At 42.2% G+C, this 18,104-nt stretch carries 24 protein-coding genes; 14 read left to right on the top strand and 10 right to left on the bottom strand.

Annotation, left to right across the window (positions count from 1 at the left end; genetic code table 11):
• Positions 1 to 37: 37 nt before the first annotated feature.
• From HC246_RS10340 to HC246_RS10355, 4 genes are all read right to left on the bottom strand, one after another.
• A complete protein-coding gene (locus HC246_RS10340; protein WP_169363321.1) occupies positions 38 to 1,267 on the bottom strand; it encodes an IS110 family transposase in 1,230 nt (409 codons plus the stop codon).
• Between the two features lie 209 nt (positions 1,268 to 1,476).
• A complete protein-coding gene (locus HC246_RS10345; RefSeq protein WP_169363322.1) occupies positions 1,477 to 2,157 on the bottom strand; it encodes a hypothetical protein in 681 nt (226 codons plus the stop codon).
• On the bottom strand, positions 2,154 to 2,372 hold the full coding sequence (locus HC246_RS10350; RefSeq protein WP_169363323.1) for a hypothetical protein: 219 nt from the start codon (positions 2,370 to 2,372) through the stop codon (positions 2,154 to 2,156). The genes HC246_RS10345 and HC246_RS10350 overlap by 4 nt, the downstream gene beginning before the upstream one ends.
• Positions 2,373 to 2,384: 12 nt before the next feature.
• Complete coding sequence (locus HC246_RS10355; protein WP_169363324.1) at positions 2,385 to 2,636, bottom strand: hypothetical protein; 252 nt, start codon at positions 2,634 to 2,636, stop codon at positions 2,385 to 2,387.
• A 399-nt stretch (positions 2,637 to 3,035) separates the two neighbouring features.
• Here HC246_RS10355 and HC246_RS10360 point away from each other — a divergent pair, with 399 nt between their 5' ends.
• From HC246_RS10360 to HC246_RS10365, 3 genes are read left to right on the top strand one after another with little or no spacing between them, the layout of a single operon-like run.
• Positions 3,036 to 3,287, top strand: coding sequence for a helix-turn-helix transcriptional regulator (locus HC246_RS10360; protein ID WP_169363325.1), 252 nt, complete (start codon positions 3,036 to 3,038; stop codon positions 3,285 to 3,287).
• Positions 3,268 to 3,402: a hypothetical protein gene (locus tag HC246_RS26355; RefSeq protein WP_263972463.1), complete on the top strand. Its 135-nt coding sequence runs from the start codon at positions 3,268 to 3,270 to the stop codon at positions 3,400 to 3,402. Before HC246_RS10360 ends, HC246_RS26355 begins: the two co-directional genes overlap by 20 nt.
• A gap of 7 nt (positions 3,403 to 3,409) precedes the next feature.
• The gene (locus tag HC246_RS10365; RefSeq protein ID WP_169363326.1) at positions 3,410 to 4,063 is read left to right on the top strand and encodes a hypothetical protein; all 654 of its coding nucleotides are present in this window, start codon (positions 3,410 to 3,412) and stop codon (positions 4,061 to 4,063) included.
• Here HC246_RS10365 and HC246_RS10370 read toward each other — a convergent pair.
• Positions 4,043 to 4,639, bottom strand: a complete 597-nt coding sequence (locus HC246_RS10370; RefSeq protein WP_169362703.1) for a tyrosine-type recombinase/integrase — start codon at positions 4,637 to 4,639, stop codon at positions 4,043 to 4,045. The genes HC246_RS10365 and HC246_RS10370 overlap by 21 nt on opposite strands.
• A 249-nt stretch (positions 4,640 to 4,888) precedes the next feature.
• Here HC246_RS10370 and HC246_RS10375 point away from each other — a divergent pair, with 249 nt between their 5' ends.
• The 9 genes from HC246_RS10375 to HC246_RS10415 all read left to right on the top strand — a co-directional run bounded on the left by HC246_RS10375 (position 4,889) and on the right by HC246_RS10415 (position 11,124).
• Positions 4,889 to 5,263: a hypothetical protein gene (locus HC246_RS10375; RefSeq protein WP_169362702.1), complete on the top strand. Its 375-nt coding sequence runs from the start codon at positions 4,889 to 4,891 to the stop codon at positions 5,261 to 5,263.
• A 6-nt stretch (positions 5,264 to 5,269) separates the two neighbouring features.
• Positions 5,270 to 5,629 (top strand): hypothetical protein, encoded by a 360-nt coding sequence (locus HC246_RS10380; RefSeq protein WP_169363327.1) that lies wholly within the window; start codon positions 5,270 to 5,272, stop codon positions 5,627 to 5,629.
• 57 nt (positions 5,630 to 5,686) lie between these two features.
• Entirely contained in the window at positions 5,687 to 6,145 is a 459-nt protein-coding gene (locus tag HC246_RS10385) for a hypothetical protein (RefSeq protein WP_169362700.1), read from the top strand.
• Between the two features lie 2 nt (positions 6,146 to 6,147).
• Positions 6,148 to 6,513, top strand: a complete 366-nt coding sequence (locus tag HC246_RS10390) for a hypothetical protein (RefSeq protein WP_169362699.1) — start codon at positions 6,148 to 6,150, stop codon at positions 6,511 to 6,513.
• A 7-nt stretch (positions 6,514 to 6,520) separates the two neighbouring features.
• Positions 6,521 to 7,303, top strand: coding sequence for a hypothetical protein (locus HC246_RS10395; RefSeq protein WP_169362698.1), 783 nt, complete (start codon positions 6,521 to 6,523; stop codon positions 7,301 to 7,303).
• Positions 7,304 to 7,481: 178 nt separating this feature from the next.
• Positions 7,482 to 8,828 carry a hypothetical protein gene (locus HC246_RS10400; RefSeq protein ID WP_169363328.1) on the top strand — a complete coding sequence of 449 codons (1,347 nt, stop codon included), beginning with the start codon at positions 7,482 to 7,484 and terminating at the stop codon, positions 8,826 to 8,828.
• 145 nt (positions 8,829 to 8,973) lie between these two features.
• Positions 8,974 to 9,690 carry a 2-phosphosulfolactate phosphatase family protein gene (locus HC246_RS10405; RefSeq protein ID WP_169363329.1) on the top strand — a complete coding sequence of 239 codons (717 nt, stop codon included), beginning with the start codon at positions 8,974 to 8,976 and terminating at the stop codon, positions 9,688 to 9,690.
• A gap of 136 nt (positions 9,691 to 9,826) precedes the next feature.
• Positions 9,827 to 10,708 (top strand): DNA adenine methylase, encoded by an 882-nt coding sequence (locus tag HC246_RS10410; protein ID WP_225902934.1) that lies wholly within the window; start codon positions 9,827 to 9,829, stop codon positions 10,706 to 10,708.
• Complete coding sequence (locus HC246_RS10415; RefSeq protein ID WP_126384613.1) at positions 10,705 to 11,124, top strand: PD-(D/E)XK nuclease superfamily protein; 420 nt, start codon at positions 10,705 to 10,707, stop codon at positions 11,122 to 11,124. The genes HC246_RS10410 and HC246_RS10415 overlap by 4 nt, the downstream gene beginning before the upstream one ends.
• A 52-nt stretch (positions 11,125 to 11,176) precedes the next feature.
• Here the strand turns inward: HC246_RS10415 and dprA are convergent, their stop codons facing one another.
• From dprA to HC246_RS10440, 5 genes are all read right to left on the bottom strand, one after another.
• Complete coding sequence (gene dprA, locus HC246_RS10420; protein WP_169363330.1) at positions 11,177 to 12,286, bottom strand: DNA-processing protein DprA; 1,110 nt, start codon at positions 12,284 to 12,286, stop codon at positions 11,177 to 11,179.
• Positions 12,287 to 12,299: 13 nt separating this feature from the next.
• On the bottom strand, positions 12,300 to 12,863 hold the full coding sequence (locus HC246_RS10425; protein WP_169363331.1) for an adenylate kinase family protein: 564 nt from the start codon (positions 12,861 to 12,863) through the stop codon (positions 12,300 to 12,302).
• A gap of 4 nt (positions 12,864 to 12,867) precedes the next feature.
• Complete coding sequence (locus HC246_RS10430; RefSeq protein WP_169363332.1) at positions 12,868 to 14,118, bottom strand: SufS family cysteine desulfurase; 1,251 nt, start codon at positions 14,116 to 14,118, stop codon at positions 12,868 to 12,870.
• A 157-nt stretch (positions 14,119 to 14,275) separates the two neighbouring features.
• The gene (locus HC246_RS10435) at positions 14,276 to 15,226 is read right to left on the bottom strand and encodes a DUF1350 family protein (protein ID WP_169363333.1); all 951 of its coding nucleotides are present in this window, start codon (positions 15,224 to 15,226) and stop codon (positions 14,276 to 14,278) included.
• A 151-nt stretch (positions 15,227 to 15,377) separates the two neighbouring features.
• Complete coding sequence (locus HC246_RS10440; protein ID WP_169363334.1) at positions 15,378 to 15,923, bottom strand: hypothetical protein; 546 nt, start codon at positions 15,921 to 15,923, stop codon at positions 15,378 to 15,380.
• 911 nt (positions 15,924 to 16,834) lie between these two features.
• Here HC246_RS10440 and HC246_RS10445 point away from each other — a divergent pair.
• Both HC246_RS10445 and cobT read left to right on the top strand, forming a co-directional pair.
• Positions 16,835 to 16,984 carry a DUF2256 domain-containing protein gene (locus HC246_RS10445; protein WP_169363335.1) on the top strand — a complete coding sequence of 50 codons (150 nt, stop codon included), beginning with the start codon at positions 16,835 to 16,837 and terminating at the stop codon, positions 16,982 to 16,984.
• Between the two features lie 39 nt (positions 16,985 to 17,023).
• Positions 17,024 to 18,103, top strand: coding sequence for a nicotinate mononucleotide-dependent phosphoribosyltransferase CobT (gene cobT, locus HC246_RS10450; RefSeq protein WP_169363336.1), 1,080 nt, complete (start codon positions 17,024 to 17,026; stop codon positions 18,101 to 18,103).
• Position 18,104 lies beyond the last annotated feature (1 nt).

The following is an 18,104-nucleotide window of genomic DNA, read 5'->3' on the forward strand; positions in this document are numbered from 1 at the left end:
AAAAAGCGATCGCAGTTTTAGCGATCGCTTTGACCTACTAGGTTAATTCTCTGTGTAGTTCATAAAATAACATTCTGACAACCTTAAAAAGAATCCTGATGATTTTCTGTTTTCCAGAAATCTTTGATTCTTTCAAACCCTTCAGAGTCCAACCGTCGCCACGAACCTCATTGAGCTTTTGCCCTAACCAAGATGTTTCGCGACGGGCTGGTAACACGCTGGTAAGTGTCCAAGCGTAGAGACTAGCTCTAGTAACTTCCGAGCCGCCTAAAGCCTTGATTCGCTTATCACCAGACTGTTTCTCGGTATAACCAAGTCCAAGGAATAATTGAAAACTTCGCAATGATCGGTGACGTTTCTGGGATGTTGGTACACCCTGTTTGTTAATTCCATCTTCGTAGTCAACCCAAGGTTTACCGTCTAGAAGAAAGCGCTCAAACGGGTAGCACTGGCAAAGTAGCAAGGCTTGGTTACGCAGTCCAAAGCCAAACTTTTTAAAGACTTTGATGTATGGTGCAAACTCATCGGATTGCATGAGTAGAGCAAGGTCACGCTCTTTTTTATCGAGTTGTTTTTGCAGTTCGCAGATCTTCTTTGCGTGTTCTTTGGTATATTCGCTAATCTCAATGCCAATGGCGCGAGCTGCGCTTTTGCTATGCAGAGTCTTAATATTTGAGTATTCGTATATTCCTGCAATGTATCCCCAAATTGGTGAGTATCCTAATTTGTCAGATACATTAGATCGACGCTGTGCAATTTCTGGAAACTCTAGGGTCAAGCGTTGACGGCATTGATTAATTAATGAGTTCAGAAGTTTATCAAGCTGTTCACATTCAAAGAACCAGTCACGAATCAGAGCGACTTTTCCTGTCTCAAATTCTAGGTATCGCTTTTTCCCGTGGACATCAACAAAGCGATCGTCAAAGTATGTGAGTGCTAGGCAATAAGCGTCTTCAGGGTCGGTTTTATTCTTGAAACCATACGCGCCCCGTTGATTTGCTAAGTCACCATGTCCAATCCAATAGATCGGGATTTTGTGAAATTCAGCAAGGTGTTTCCAGAAATTGCTGTACCAAATCCCTGTCGGTTCCATGACTACGCCATCAGGTTTTAGTTCGAGTAATTTCTGTACTCCAATAGAGTCAGCTTGACATTTGATAATGTCCTTTTTGATATTTTGGAAATGCTTAAGCGGTTGATCTGGGTATCCAGTCAACAAACAAGCCGTGACGTTGTTTCTGCCAACGTCTAAACCGATGATATTCATGATGTTGCGAGTGATTATGTGTTTAAAACCTAGGAATCACCCATAAGCGCTTATGGCTTCATTCATTCTGTAGGTAGATAGAGAGTCGGTTTGAGAATGTCAGAAGCTCTGAGGCTTTCTTCAAGACATAAACCGTCTCTCTATGCCGAGTGCTTTGGACACACTCAGCAAGCGACGCGGAGTTTAAGCCGCGCCCGTTGCTGAGTTGTCTACTCGAAATCATCTACATAGGTATCGTCATGCTGATGACCACCAAATGGTTCGACATATTCAGTTCTAGAAAGGAAACTTTCTGGGATGTCATCATCATTAAAGGTGTCATCATCATTAAAGGTGTCATCATCATGATCAACGAAATCATCACCAACACGAATCAAGACACCACTACCTAGAAAGTCTTCAACAGATAGCTCGTTTTCATCAGAATCGATTAGATCGTCAAACTCTTCTGATGTCACACAGGTTGTCCAACCCATCTCAAGAGTTTTAACAACATCAGGGAACATAATCCGATAGCGATCGCAAAATGCTTTGATAAACTTCCGTCCGAACTTTTCAAGGTTTTCAGGTATACCCAACGAGACAATCGCCGCCTGCATCATGCCCAAAATCATATAAGCCTCAAGTGGCTCAACCTCAAACAACAATTTTTCATCGGTGTTTAAGTCTTGCATAAGCCCTTTCACTGTCTCATTTGTGAGTTCTGATGAAGGCTGATGAATCTCAAAACTCATAGTCGGTTTGAGTTCAATGAGATGCTTTAGGCGATCGCACATGCCGAGATAAACATCGACTAACTCGCTCTCGGTAAATTGGCTAGCATCAATGAAATTGATCAAGGCACTAGAGCGATCATTGATTAAAAATGGTTTGAACGGTTCGGACATCATGAAGCGTCATCTCCTTGAATAGTTGGGCGAATAACCGAGAGAGTTGGTGCATTTTGGAAAACGCGATCGCATTGGTTTAGTAAGGCACTAGCCAACGAGATTTTTTGCGCCATCGGTAAGCGCTCGATCCAGCCTTCGACGTTGGCGGGCATAGGGTGAGTACGAGAACTCCAATAACGTCCGATTGGGTGCATGATGGGTTGACCTCTTAGCATTTTGTTTTTTGATTAATGAGTTTTTCGACCAAAGCCTTTAGTCCTTTGGACTAGAGACTCTGCAACTTGACTAGCAAAAATAGCGGAAATAACAGCTTTGTCTTTTACGCTAAGGCTTTCAATGGAACAAAGAAACGCTCCTACGGTTCCTACAATCTCGTCATCTGTTGGTGGTTCAATTTTCAGAGACGCGCATATACAGGCGTAAAGTTTAAGGATGGCTTCCCACGCATGTTTCTGTTCGATCGGTTCATGTTGTTTCATTTTGGTTTCCTGAATTTGTGAGACATGGGACAGGTTTTAAAGTGTGGGTTGAGGTCAGTGTCTAAAGGTATCCACTTTCCTTTTTCAGTTTTTGCCCAGAAAATCCGAGCATTGCAGCCAGCACAAAATGAACCTTGAGAGTTAGGCGGTATTTCGTAAGGCATATAGGTTTTAGATATTGGTACAAAATTTCCCATACCTACGCGATCGTCTACCGATATTTGGGAGTCTCTAGCCCGATGGTATGTATGGGAAAATATCAATCAATCAGTTTTCACAGAGACAGCGCTCAATCGCCTAAGCGATTTGGTGCTGTCTTTGCTTTGTTGGTTTCACTCTACATCTATGTAGAGTTAATCGTCAAGTATGTAGATAAAATCTACATGGATGTATAATCATATGGAAAAATTAGTATCACCCTTAGCCATGCTTAGAAAAATTAGAGGAGATATAACTCAGGAAGAGTTGGCAGGTGCTTTGAAAGTGTCAGCTAATACTGTCTCTAGATGGGAACTAGGAAAAGTCACCCCAAAACTTGAACTATGGCAGGTTAAAAAGCTATGCAAAACTTTAAATATCACTATTGACGAATTACCTGATAGCTTTGCGCCACAACCAATTAATAGCAGTCTTGAACAAACCCCGAATTAAGCGATCGCCCAAACTAGCGGCGCGTTGCGCCGCCTTAGAAAAGTATGGAAGCCTTACAGCTAAGTGTTTTAGACTTACCACCCCAGAACGTTCTGGAAATATTGCCACGATTTAAGATAGCCGTGGCAGACACAGAAGAAAAAGCGATCGCCAAATTTGCGGAAGTCATAGGGGAAATACGACTAGACCAGCTACCAGAGGAACGGGCGGGAAATGGGAAAAGCGATCGCCACACACAGGCAGTGATACCCATCGAAATTGAGATAGGCGATCGCACAGGCAGTAATGGGGAATATGCCGATCAATTTGAGATAGGCGATCGCGTGGTGGATAACAGCCCCCCGCATCCCCATGCCAAGCCCAAAGGATTTGGGCAAGTGATGAAGATCGAAGGCAGCTTTATTTATGTCCGATGGGACAATAATCCTGCATGGCATAAATACGGGAAATTATTTATTAATCAGGATAAGTGGTTAGCAAAAGTTGACATCGATGTAGATGTTTCTGGGATATTTGACGGTATGGCAGATATCCCAGAAACAGCGTTAAACCCTAGAAAACACGGGACAATCGAGACTTATCAAGTCCAAGGACGCAACGGGAAATTTTACAAATATCAGCGATATGTCTACCTCGATGCCAAGGGGATTTATCGACATCACCACATACCCCAAAAACAAACCGAGAAAATTACAGCCATGTGGACCGGGGGGAAAAGTGCCAAAGAAATATGTGTGGCGATCGGCAAAAAGTATCTAGGCAAAGATAGCGCCTAAAGCCTCCTTCAATTTCGCGGGATTTTTGCCGATGTACTTTTGCAGCACAGAGATCGACTTATGACCTGTAATTTGTTGGATTGCGTGAATATCCATACCAGACTCATAGAGCTTGGTGATGAATGATCGGCGCAGACTATGCCCAGAAATACCACGATGCTCAAGCCCCGCTCTTTCGACGGCAGCGCGTAACCACTTATCCGCAGCAGACCAAGTTATAGGCTGACCAGTTTTGATAGACGATGGAAACAACCAGAAGCGATCGCAACTTTTTGGGCGCTGTGCTGCCAGACCATCAGCCAAACGCTCATAACAAATCATTTGGCGCGTAGAGCGGGAACCATCAGGGGACGCTTTACGAATCGACGCGGGAAAAGTAATTTCTTGGAGTGGTTTGCAATGATCGTCATAAACATCACTAACCCGCAATTGAGCGATCGCACCGAAACGCTCACCCGTGTATCTGGCAATGGTGAAAAATAATTTATGCTCACGCGAGATAAGATGGCGAAAAATCCGATCCAATTCCCGATCATCTAAAATTTCAGCTTGACCATTGCGGCAATTTTTCCCCATTCAAACCTCTCACTTAAAGAATGAAATGATAAATAAGTGAGAGATAGAAGTTACCACCCACCCCTTACTATACCTATAAAGTCTCTCCCCGTATAGCAATCAGCCGTTTAGCTATCTTCTCATTTCTATCTATTTCCGCGAAATTGCGCCGCCGAGCTGCACAGGCAAAAATACAGCATGACTTGACAAGGTAAGTACAATGGCGCGGTGCAATTTAATTTCATTTAACGCCGCGAGGACATCCAAAAAATGGCAGGTAGTTTAGCAGATTTTAAATACACAGATAACAAAGGAAATTCATGGCTACTTAGACTTGATAAATCCAACTGTTTGACGACTGGAACGGGATTCACAGCTATTACATCATCAGATCTAGGCTTACCGTATTTACCCAGAAATATAGAGCCACGATATGTAATTGCTCATCATCCAACCAGACCAATTAAACGGGATATTATCTGCCAATCTGTTACCGCCCCATTATGGACAGGCTCACAAAGCACAATTCAGTTAAGAGATTACCAAGACGGAAGTATGCAGACTTTTACAATTGGTGAGCGAAAGGCTGAACGCGCCAAATATACCGCCAAGCTCATCGACACGTACCAAAACGATAGCCCCTAAATAACTATGGCAAGCGGAACCAGTAGATATAAATATAAGACCGATAAAGGCAATATTTTCTATGCTCGTACAGACGATAGCTCTGAACTAGCAAGCGTTAGAGGTGCAGCGCCAACAGGCACACCTACCGAAAATATTACTTTTGAATTTTCCAAAAATGCCAAGGCTGTTGGGTGCAAGCCTAGACATTGCATTTTAAATTTGAAGTCTACAGCAGCAAGCACAGGCTGTTTATTGCCACCTTCACAGACTACAAAGCGTGTAATCGTTCTCGATCCAGCAACCACACCACCCGCAGGCTCTGAGATAACTGTTAACGGTCGAGTATGGATTGTTGGCAGCGTCGTCAGCGAACAAATGCGTTAGGCATTGTCAAGTTTGTAAAAAGTAAGTAAATAAATTAGTAGACAGAGATAAAGCAAAATGGCTAGAGGCATTCAAAAACAAGATTTTGCCTATGAGGTTGAACTCAAAGATGGCAATGGTGTGTTAGGTATCGCCGCTTTAATGAAAGTAAGTTTGGATACTTACAATGTTGGGACATCGGCGGCAAAAATCAATGAGACGCAAAATGTTAGCGCTCCAAGGATTCCTGCACATATCAAACTCAATAAGAATAAAAATGAGTATGGGATTCATCCCCGTCATGTTGTTCTGGAATTGATTACAAATGGTACAAGTTCAGCGTGTTTTGGAACCAAACTAAAACGGCGTTTAGAAGTGCCAATTCTGACTCTTGAACAATTTCAGCAATTGCAAGAATACGACCCTTTAGGCGGTCTAGTTCAGCCATACACAACCATGACGATCAATCATAGTTGGGATGGCACAGCTAGCGCTGAATACAGAATCATCCAGAAAGTCAACGAAGTTAAGGTGTAGATATGCCCATTCAAGATTTAATAGCGATCGCAACATTTGCGATCGCTGTCTTGAGTGTTGTCTACGCCTTCGGTGAGCGTGACGCAAGACTAGCAGCACTGGAAAAAGATACTAATAATTTAGGTAAAAAGTTGGAAACAGAATTTGATTCTGTTTCTGATACACTTTCAGCCCACGATCATAGACTTGATGAGCTTTCTAAGTTCTATGTCAGAGTCGATGAGCGCGTTGCACAGCTCCAACGCAAAGTACTAGGCGAAGAGGAAACCGAACGCCTAAGAGGATTGTTAACCCAACCTATCCAGGAAAAGCATTACAGCACTATTGATGAACGTTGGTACTCAGAAAATTCTGGGATAGAGATGTAGTTTACTGATGTCACAGCTTGAAACACTCCAAGATATTTACTCTAAGATTGCAGATATTTATGATAAATTCTGCAATCTTGGTAGTGATGCTCAATCATCAGTTTTATACAATGTAACCATTTTAGATAACAGTTGGAATCCGCCATCAATACAGCTTGATAATCCAGATTCTCTACAAGAAATATCACAAGCTCAACAAGAAGTAAATGAAGCGATTAGCGCAACATTTACGGTTATTCAAAGCATTGAAAATGAGTATGTGCAAGCGTTAGGCGACAACAGTATTATTCCCTATCCTAACGGCGGTGCTTTAGTTTGGCTACCTAAGTTAATTGCTATTTTGGTTGGTTATAAAGCACCCGTTAAGTTCATTGCAAGCTTGATTATTGATTTCCTCAAAGAGATTCTTTTAGAAGAAATTAAAAAACGGCTAAATAGGAAAAAACAATATTTATACGGCACGATATCTTTAAGCGCTTCAGCGAGTTTTCAAATACCTTATGATGCCGAAAGCTTGGTAATTATTGCGGCTAATATTCCTGATTGGTACGGTAAAAGATTTAATAGCAGTGATAGCAATCTAGAGAAATACTACTCACTTTTAGGAACTCTTAGTACGGGATTTAAAACAGAAGGTTCCGATAATGTTTACTGGAATTCTGACAAGAAAGTTGAATATAAAAGTCAATGGTTTGATTTATCGGATTTATCAGGTGTTTATCGTCGCTACGGTTCTCTATACCTTAGCAATCAAGTTACCGCGACAGTCAAATTTATGAGGTCAATATGACTTGTCAGTGTGGCTCTCAGAAACAAAGCGGGGCTGTAGATTTTATTAATCCCGTTGATATAGGTGTGCTTTGCGCTCTCTTTGGATTAGAGGGTAATCTGTGTCGATTGTTGGATGTAGTTCCAGCCGCTATTAAAAAGTAGCTTCACTTAATCCTGATTTACAAAATGCTGATCAGGTGTTTGGCGATATTCTCAAAAAGGTTGCTAAAAAGGGTTTTGAAATCGTTATCGATGAAATAACGGGGCAAATTGATGTTAGTCAGTTTTGCGCCAAAAACCCGCCCCCTTTGCCTGATGACATCACTTATCAGGATGTGTTTCAGTTCATAGCGGAATTAGTTCCCATTCTCAATTACTTTTTTACTGCAAATGATATTTTGCAGGGAAATTCAACAAAAATCCTAGATAAAATTGTTGGGTTTTGGCTTTATCAAAAGTGGTATGAGAACTGCGAATGCTCACCATGTCCCCCCGATACTCCACCTCCGCCACCCTCGCCGCCTAAGCTGTTTGATAAATGCCCCGCAGGTTATACCAGAGAAAGAGCTGCTAATGATTTCGGAATTATCAAAAAGAATTACTTGGGGCAGGTGATTCTATATAACAACGTCTTTGTTTTTGAAACTGAGTTTGTCGTCACGGAACTTAATGGGACTAAGTTTGTAACACCACCAATAGCGGGATATGCTGACGGTCAGGGTTTTTGGACTAATTCGCCATCCGTCGAAATAATAAAAGAAACTGATACAACCGATTCATATAACACAGTCAACGGGGTAAGAGTTCAGAAGGGTACACTACCCTCCTATTTCATTCCCCCTTGCACTCCAATCCCCCCTCCTCCTCCTCCTCCTGAGTTTTGCTCTCTTTTTCCTGATGATCCGCTTTGTCCTCATTACGGATGTACCGATCCTTTAGCAACTAATTACAACCCTAACGCGAATATTAATGACGGGAGTTGTATTTACCCTGTCTATGGGTGTACTAATCCAAATGCGACTAATTACAACCCTGATGCAACCGTTGATGATGGTAGCTGTAGTTTTGATTGTCAGTCTATTGATGTATCTGTGGTTGAGTTTACGGGGTGTGGTAGCGATCGCTCATCCAAATCTGTACAGCTTTTCGATTCAGGCGGTTTGGTTGATGTATCTGTGGTTGAATTTGGCGGGTGTGGTAGCGATCGCTCTTTCAAATCTGTGCAGCTTTATGATTGCAGTCCATCAACAGATTTCTATGGTTGTACCGATCCAAACGCTCTAAATTACAACCCTCTTGCAACTATTGATGATGGTAGCTGTGCATATTCCTTTGACTGTACGACTTATCAAGAGCAGTACACCACTTGGGGAACCAATGATGCAACCTACTTTAAATCTGTTGGTTGGAATCTAGAAACAGCATTACAAGATAAATTAGCTGAATTGGCATCATCACAGGATTATCTAAATCACCCTGAATGTGCTGGAAACTTTAACCAGTGGTATACAGATGCTTTTAATACTGTTGTCAATGCCCCCTAGTCCTTTTTGGGGATTCAAGACAACATTTCTATTGTAATGCTAGGAATAACAGGGGCTTAGGCGACTTGTCTTGTTTGTAAACCTTGCAAAACAAGCAATCATAGAGTTTAATTTATAGAAGATAGCTCAATCATCAGATCTGCACATGAAAATATTTGTTTATCACACTCCTGAGTTAGTTCCTGCTGAAGTAATTCCAGACTGCGCGATCGCTGTCGATATTTTGCGAGCCACTACGACTATTGCCACTGCGCTTGCAGCGGGAGCTGAAGGGGTACAAGTGTTTTCTGATCTCGATGAGCTACTGCGTGTAAGTGAGGCTCATCCGCCTGAGTTAAGAATCAGGGTTGGGGAGCGTGGTGGTAAAACGGTGGAAGGTTTTGATTTGGGCAATTCTCCCTTTGACTTTACACCAGAAGTTGTCAAGGGTAAGCGGATCTTTATGAGTACGACCAATGGCACGCGATCGCTGCAAAAAGTCCAAAATGCCAAGAGTGTATTAGCTTGCGCGATGATTAATCTCGGTTCTGTATTGAGCTATCTCCGTGAAACTAAGCCTGAAACTGTGTGGATCGTTGGTTCTGGCTGGGAAGGTAGCTATTCCCTCGAAGATACGACCTGTGCGGGTGCGATCGTTGCTAATCTCGAAAATGAAGCTGACTGTGGCAATGATGAGGCTGTCGCTGCGGCAACTCTGTACAAGGCTTGGAAGGGAGAGGTTGAGGAGCTATTTTATCAAGCAAGTCATGGCAAGCGGTTGTTAAACCTCAATGGTGCAGAAGATATTGCCTACTGTGCCAAAATTGATGTGGTTAAGGTATTGCCTAAACAGTCAAGTGCAGGTTTGCTAGTTGCTGCTTAAATCTTGATTTAGATGATGGAAAGCTTTAAAGGTATTGCTTTGTAATACCTTTAATCAAAATATTAGGTTTTATTTCATTTTAAAGCAGAGGAAATAGCAGTAGATTGGATAAGCTGAAAATTTTTTCCTTGCTACCATGCCATCGATGCTATGCTCTCCTCTGCTCGTAAAACCCTTGGCAAAACAAGTGGCAAATATTGCTGAACCTGTGTCCAAGCTCGAACGTCTTACTCCGCCCTTAAAATGGGCAGGTGGTAAACGTTGGCTTGTGCCACATTTACAGAAAACTTGGCAAAAATATCGCAATTATCGGTTAGTGGAACCATTTTGTGGTGGTTTAGCGATCGCTTTGGGTTTACAGCCCCACCAAGCGTTACTCAATGACATCAACCCCCATGTCGTGAACTTCTACAAATGTTTGCAAAGGGGACTAAAGCTAGATATTGAAGTTCAAAATGAGCGTGAATTTTACTATACTCAACGGGTAGAATTTAATCGCTTAATCCAATTAGGAAAGTCCAATACTCCCAAAGCTGCTCAACTTTTCTATTATCTCAATCGTACTGGTTATAATGGGCTATGCCGCTTTAATCGTAATGGTGGTTTTAATGTTCCCTTTGGAAGGCATAGAACTATTAATTACACCGAAGACTTTTCCGCTTACAAACTCGCATTTGCTGAATGGACATTTACAAATGTTGATTTTGCCAAAATCTCTGTTAGCGCTAGTGATTTTATTTACGCTGATCCACCCTATGATGTTGAGTTTCGCCAATATGCTAAGAATGGCTTTGAATGGTCAGAGCAGGAACGTTTGGCGCATTGGCTAGCTCAACACAGTTGTCCTATGATCGCATCGAACCAAGCGACTCCTCGGATTCTCGAACTCTATCAAGATTTAGGATTTAATATTCATATTCTCAATGCTCCACGCCGCATTAGCTGCAATGGTGATCGCGTCCCTGCAAAGGAAATGCTTGCTTATAAAGGATTTGCGAAGGAGCTAGAACTATCATGAGTCTTCGGAATACAGAAACTGGGACAGTTTTGGAACAGATGGTTTTGCATTCCCTCATTTATGGTGGTTATCTCTATCAATCTCAGCAATATATTGGTAGTCGTCCGGGGGGAGGCAAACATATCATTGATGTTATTGCTAATCGTGGCGATCGCAATGTTTTGATTTCTCTCAAATGGCAACAGGTAGGCGGTACGGCGGAACAGAAAGTTCCTTTTGAAGTGATTTGCTTAATGGAAGCAATGGAACAAAATCCAAATTATCAAAAGGCTTATTTAGTTCTTGGTGGTGAAGGCTGGACATTACGAGAGTTCTATATCTCAGGTGATTTACAACAATACTTACCCTATGGCGATCAGGTGGAAATCCTCACCCTTGAAAGATTTATCATGAAGGCAAATACAGGTAAGCTTTAGGGGTTAATCCCAGAACAGAAAATGGCAACGCCATTTTCTGTTCTGGGATAACTCATACTAAGCGTTGATAGCGCATTCCAGGGTAGGGCGCGATCGCACCAACAAGTTCTAAATGGGTTAAAGCACCTAACACCTCACCCGAAGGCATTTTCACCTGTTCCACAATCCAATCTAAACCAACAGGCTCGCCAAAACCGATTGCTTGGAGAATATTTTGCTGTAAAGGTGGCAGAGCAGAAATTGCGATCGCAGGTGCAGGCGTATCCAAATTTGGCAACATTCCCAAAGCCTCCAATAACTCATCTACGCCTGAAATTGCCTGAGCACCTTTACCCAAAAGCTTCAAGCAACCCTTTGCTTCATTCACTTCAATGGAATTTGGCAACGCATAGACATCGCGTCCATATTCGTTGGCTTGATAGGCGGTAATTAAAGCTCCCGATCGCTCTGGTGCTTCGATTACTAGAGTGACACGGCTCAATCCTGCAATAATCCGATTACGAGCAGGGAAATGTTTTTTATCGGGTGGAGTACCTTGGGGATATTCACTCAATACTAGCCCTGAGTCCACGATTTGCTCATACAGAGACTTGTGTTTGTGGGGATAGATTTGATCAACCCCTGTACCAACTACAGCAACAGTTTGACCAGAAACTTCCAAACAAGCCCTATGCGCTTCGCCATCGATTCCTTCTGCCATGCCAGAAATAATTGTAAAACCACTCTTAGCTAAGGCAGTCACTAACTTCTTTGTCCAACGCTTGCCATAGGGTGTTGCTCGGCGCGTACCAACAATGGCGACGGTATTGCGTTCATTCCAATTAGTAAGATGACCACGATAATAGAGAATTGCTGGTGGATCGGGGATTTCCCAAAGTAACTGTGGATATTCGCGATCGCTAGGTGTCCAGAAATTGAGATTATTATGCTCATGGATTGCCATTAAAGACAAAGGTTCCACTTCGCGTTGTGCTTGGCGAATTGCTTCAAGGGTTTGCCCGCCAATACCTTCAATTTCTTGGAGATCACTTGGCATCGCTGTCCATGCTTCAGACATAGAGCCAAAAGCTTGATAGATGCGTTTCATTAATACAGAACCAATGCCACGCACCTGTGACCATGCTAACCAGTAGGCTCTATCTGTAGTCGAGCTAAGACTCATGGATTCTAAGTTGCTATTTTAGTAAATGGTTAATGCCATGCTCTATTTGAAAACTAACTGTGGCTACATCATGCTCACTATTGACAGTCAATAATTTCTGTTTATAGCCGTAATATTCCAATAAAGGCATGGTTAAATCCAGAAATTGCTCAATTCGTTTCTGAATTACATCAATTGTGTCATCGGCATTACCCCGCGATCGCGAGCGATGCATTAACGTCTCTTCCGAAGCCTCTAGATAAATTGCATGGTTAATTGGACAGCCTAACTCATCTAGCAAAAAATCTAACTCCTCCGCTTGGAAAGACGTGCGAGGATATCCCTCCAAAATCCATCCATGCCGAGTATCTTCCTTATTTAGGCGCGATCGCATCAGCGAAATTATGAGGGGATCAGGGACAAACTCACCTGCATCAATGAAGCTTTTCACCTCTAAGCCTAAATCTGTTCCTGCCGCCATCTCCGATCGCAAAATTTCGCTGGTAGAGATCACAGGAATATTTAATAAAGCGCGTAGATGCTTCGCTTGGGTAGTGCGTCCTGAACCTGATGCGCCTAATAGGACTAATCTGACCATATATTTATGCCATCACATTTTTGAAAAAGGCGATCGCTTCTTTGAGGGCAGTGACGAAGGTATCGACTTCGGCTTTGGTGTTATAGAAATAAACACTCGCTCTCGCAGAACCACTAATCCCTAAAAAGCGATGCAATGGCTGGGTACAGTGATGTCCCGAACGGATCGCAATCCCTTCTTGATCGAGCATTGCCGATAAGTCGTTAGCATGAATACCGTGAGCGATCGTAAACGCTGCTAAACCTGCACGATGATGACGGGGGCCATAAATTTTGATATCAGGAATCTCGACAAGATAATCCATCAAGTAATTAATTAATTCCTGTTCGTAAGCGTGGATTTTGTCCATCCCGATCGCCATTAAATAATCCACCGCCGCACCAAGAGCGATCGCTTCCCCAATCGCAGGTGTACCTGCCTCAAACTTGTGGGGTAAATCTGCATAGGTAGAATGATCGAGAAATACATCCGCAATCATTTCCCCACCACCCATAAAGGGAGGCATGGCTAGTAATATGTCCCGCTTACCATAAAGGAATCCAATTCCCGTAGGCGCACACATTTTATGCCCCGAAGCCACTAACCAATCGCAATCTAAAGCCTGAACATCAATCGGCATATGGGGAACGCTTTGACAAGCATCCAGCAATACCTTTGCCCCCTGAGCATGGGCTAAGGGAATAATCTCTTCCACTGGATTGACACAGCCAAGGGTATTGGAAACATGGACAATTGATACGAGCTTAGTTTTGGCATTCAGCAAAGACTTAAACTGCTCTACGCTTAATATTCCCTCGTCAGTTGATTCTAAAAACTTCAACACCGCACCTGTACGCTGAGCAATTAACTGCCAAGGTACAATATTGCTATGGTGTTCCATTACCGAGAGAATTACTTCATCTCCAGCCTTGAGATTAGCCCAGCCCCATGTATAGGCAACTAGGTTAATAGCTTCGCTGGCATTACGGGTATAAATAATCTCCTGAGATGATTTAGCATTGACAAATTTGGCGATCTTATCCCTAGCCCCTTCATAGGCATCTGTGGCTCTAGCACTGAGAGTATGTGCGCCCCGATGCACATTGGCATTGTCATGCTCATAGTAATATTTCCAAGCATTTAGCACCGCTTTAGGCTTTTGCGAACTGGCGGCATTATCAAAATAAATGAGGGGTTTGCCGTTAACCTCTTGATTCAAAATATCAAAATCTGCTCTGACCGAATCTGCTAAGGTCTTTTCGTACGTTAATGTCATGGATTGCTGCTGTCGTAACTGCTACTTGCATCTTAACAGTTAGCGATTGTTACGGTTAGCACTTTCTTTCGTTTAGATAAAAAATGTAACTTCGTGAATATCCCCCCGAATCTGTGGCGATCGCGCAGCGATCGCTACAGGTTTGGAGGGTAGCTACTTAGACAGCAATGAGTTCACTAGTTAGCGAAGGCTTGCTCTTAGCTTTACGTTGCTCTAGCTCTTCGTAGAAATTCACGATATCACGCCCTAGATCTTCAATATGAATTCCAAGCGGTTGCAGATGATAGCCATATAGCTCTTTGGATAAAGGTGGCTGAAAAGCTCTATGTTTAATCTCCTCGACCAAAAAAGCCACATCATCTTCAGCGATCGCATCCAAATTAAAAGAAATAATGCCCGTTAAGTTAAATAGTTCTTTACTGTCTCGAATTAAGTTTTCAGTCTGCTGCTGATTCGGTTTAGTTCCAGAACTAGATATTCTCCAACCAGATCTTAAAAATCTCACAGTATTACTGACTTCAGGAGCAATTAAGACCGCAGGTTGATCGCGAATGAAAAACTGACTAATTGATAGAGCATCGGGTAGTAGTTGGCGCAGGGATGCCTCTGCCTCCCGTTTCTTTGCTTCAGCAACATTAATGCTTTGGACTAGACTATTGACATCTTCCTGTCTTAAAGCATCTTGCAACACTTGGATACGTCTTTCTGGCTTATGGCTTAAAATTTCCAGCAAGATCACATATTTACTACCAAGGCTATGACCTAGCCATCGGTAGTTAGCAGGATTTGCATAGACATTGAGAATTTCGCTAGGTTGCTTTGCTTGTTTGAGTAATTTGACAATTTCTACTTTGAGGACATATTGCTCCTTAAGTAGATCTAGCGCAACTTGCCAATGATTTAATTGAAACGGATTCAATGGGAAGCGATACAAAATCAGCGAATATCCTTGATCGAACAAAAATTGATGCAAATATCTATACGCTGGCACAGGAAAGGAACCAAAAACAAATCCACCAATAAACTGGATAATTCCCTTAGGATTGGGATGTAGAATTACTTGACTATGCGACAAACTTCTATAATTGAGTTGACTAGTTTCTGGCATAAATGTTTTGCTGATTAGATAAGTGATGTTATGGTGGTTGTCATTGTGCTGTAAGCACAATGACAACTTAAGAAGGGAATTAGGACGAGCGTTGTACACCACTCATCCTAATATTTAGATATCCATTGCAAGGGAAAAGACAAGCTTGCTTCTATAGCTCAAGCAGAGCATTGCCACCAGCAATTGGTAGTGCATAAGCAACTTCTCCAAGCTCAGCACGTTCTGTTCCAAAGAAAGTACCACGATGCTCAGGAGTAATCAGCAACTTCGTCTTTTTAGCTGTTGATACAGAACTGACAAAAATCTCAGCATAACCTCTCAATTCAAAGTCAGCTGCTTTCCTAAGTTCCTCGTTCAGCGCATTAGGTTGCAAAATGAACAATCCAGTATCATTCGCATTGACGGGAAAGGTAAAGCGTGACTTTTTGGTTTCGCCAATACCATCAAAGAAACTACTTACAGGACCATTTACACCTGTAGTATCAAGAACTGTAAGAATCTTTTGGGGATCTAGTCCAGGAGTTCTTGTGGTAACAACGACAGATAGAAACACAAGCTCGTTGGTGATGTTGGCAATGGTGAGGAAGTAGCCTTGAAGGATGTTTCTTGCGAGTGGCTGTAGCTCAGGTCTTGAATCTGTAATTGACTTAGGAAGTTGAGGCTTGAGAAGTAGTTCAAATGTTGATATAAAAGCCATTTGTGTTTTCCTTAGTGAGGTTTACGTTAACAAAGAAATTCAAGCAAAGTAGAACCCATCACATCCATTAGCATAAACATTGAATTTATCCTAGTAAATGCAATTGATTAAGATAGTGGTAGGGAACTACAATTCAAAGTTCCATCTAATTGCTTGAAAGTATTGACTGGAAGCAGTTTTTAAAGTTCCATCGCTACATGGGCGTATTGACTAAAGAACTAAAAATAAAGTTCCATCCACATTTAAAAGTAGTGACTTGGAAACTAGTAACCAAAGTTCTAACTAACTACTTGGCGATAGTGACTGGGATCTAGAATCTAAAGTTCCATCGCATTAACTATAGGATTCTAGCGATCGCTCTACAGGGAAAATAGTGACTAGAGTTGGGAATCTAAAGTTCCATCCGCATATTTGCGCTTTTGGCAGTTCTAAAGATAACAGCACTTTTTTAGGACGGTCAGCATGAACCTCTGCTCATCCTAATGATCACTACCTCAAGCGGCAAATATAGAATAATTGAGTCTTGGATTAACGGAGTATAGGCTGATGCTTAGGAGCTTGACAAGATAAGCGTTATACAAATAAAAGAATATAACCGAAAAATTAATGACGCATATTCATGCTGTCAGCCTTTATATATTTATGTTTCTTATACATTTATTATTTATATAAAGACTTTTATAGTCTAATTTAGTTTTTGTATATAGTGCTTTTTACGCAAGTAAGTTACAGAATTTTGTTGCCTCGCCGAAGTCGGGGAAACAAATTCATATTTCACTAGACTAGGGGACGCTATATTTAAAGATAAATCTTCAAAAACTGCAAAGCAAACTTTTGAAGATTTATCTGGATTTTAAGAAAGGACAAAGTGCTGTTGGCGTTTGCCCAATAACCAATAATGCTTTAAAAATATGGCTTACAAAGGCAATAAATTCTTTTTACCTAGCAAAGATTGTGTAATTTGCGGTAAACCCTTTTCATGGCGTAAGAAATGGGAAAAATGTTGGGACGAAGTAAAGTACTGTAGCGATCGCTGTCGCAAACAAAAAAGTAATAGTTAAGGGCTAAGCCCCAAGGTTTACTTTTGCTATAAATAATTAATGATCAAATCCTACACACAACGCAAAAAAGCCAAAGCTTGGCTCAAAACCTATCGTGGTAAATGTCCAGTATTTGCCTGTGTGCTAGGTTTCACCGAAACAGGGCTAATTCCTAATATCTCAGCAGCAGGAGCAACGCCTGAAGACCGCAAATATACTGCGATCGCTGATGCCGAATTTCTCGCTACGGGCAAAAATATCAACTTCCCTTTACCACCTTTAGTTGCAGGCGCATCACCTGTTTTAATTTCCCGTGCTGTTGTTGCAGCTCAGGAATTGCCTCTATTTATTTTTGATGCAGGTTTAGCGATCGCTCCCACAGTTGAAACTAAAGCAATTTCCCTCGATGGTTTACCAGCAAAATGTGTCAGCACAGGTAAAGCGCTCCCTCTAGAAACGATCCTGCAATTATTTGTACAGGGCTTAGTATGGGGAGAGAAATTGGCACATTTGGGAGCCTATGTCATCCTTAGTGAATGCGTAGTTGGTGGCACAACAACGGCTTTAGCTATACTCACCGCTTTAGGGATAGATGCTAAGGATAAAATCAATAGCTCCCATCCCACCTGTAACCATGACCAAAAATGGGAAATCGTACAGTCAGGATTGCAACATCTCTCCGCACAGGCAACACCCTTTGAAATCGTTGCTGCTGTTGGCGATCCTATGCAAATTGTAGTGGCAGGTATGGCGATCGCTGCTAGTCGTCATGCTGGAGTCTTGCTCGCAGGCGGCACACAAATGCTAGCGGTATACGCCCTTGCAAGAGCGATCGCCAAATATCAAAATCTCACATGGCATCCTGAGTCAATCATCATTGGGACAACCCGATGGGTTGCTGAAGATCCCACAGGCAATACAATCGATTTAGCCTTGGCAGTGCAAGATGTCCCATTACTCGCAACCGAACTGAGCTTTGCGAAATCTAGGTTTCCTCAGCTCCGAGCCTATGAACAAGGTTTTGTCAAAGAAGGTGTCGGTGCTGGTGGCGCTGCGATCGCCGCAAATCTCTATCAAAACTGGACACAGGAAAAGTTATTAAACGCGATCGAAGCTCTAGCTCTACGGAGGGATATATAGT

This window comes from Pseudanabaena yagii GIHE-NHR1, assembly GCF_012863495.1.
GTDB classification, from domain to species: domain Bacteria; phylum Cyanobacteriota; class Cyanobacteriia; order Pseudanabaenales; family Pseudanabaenaceae; genus Pseudanabaena; species Pseudanabaena yagii.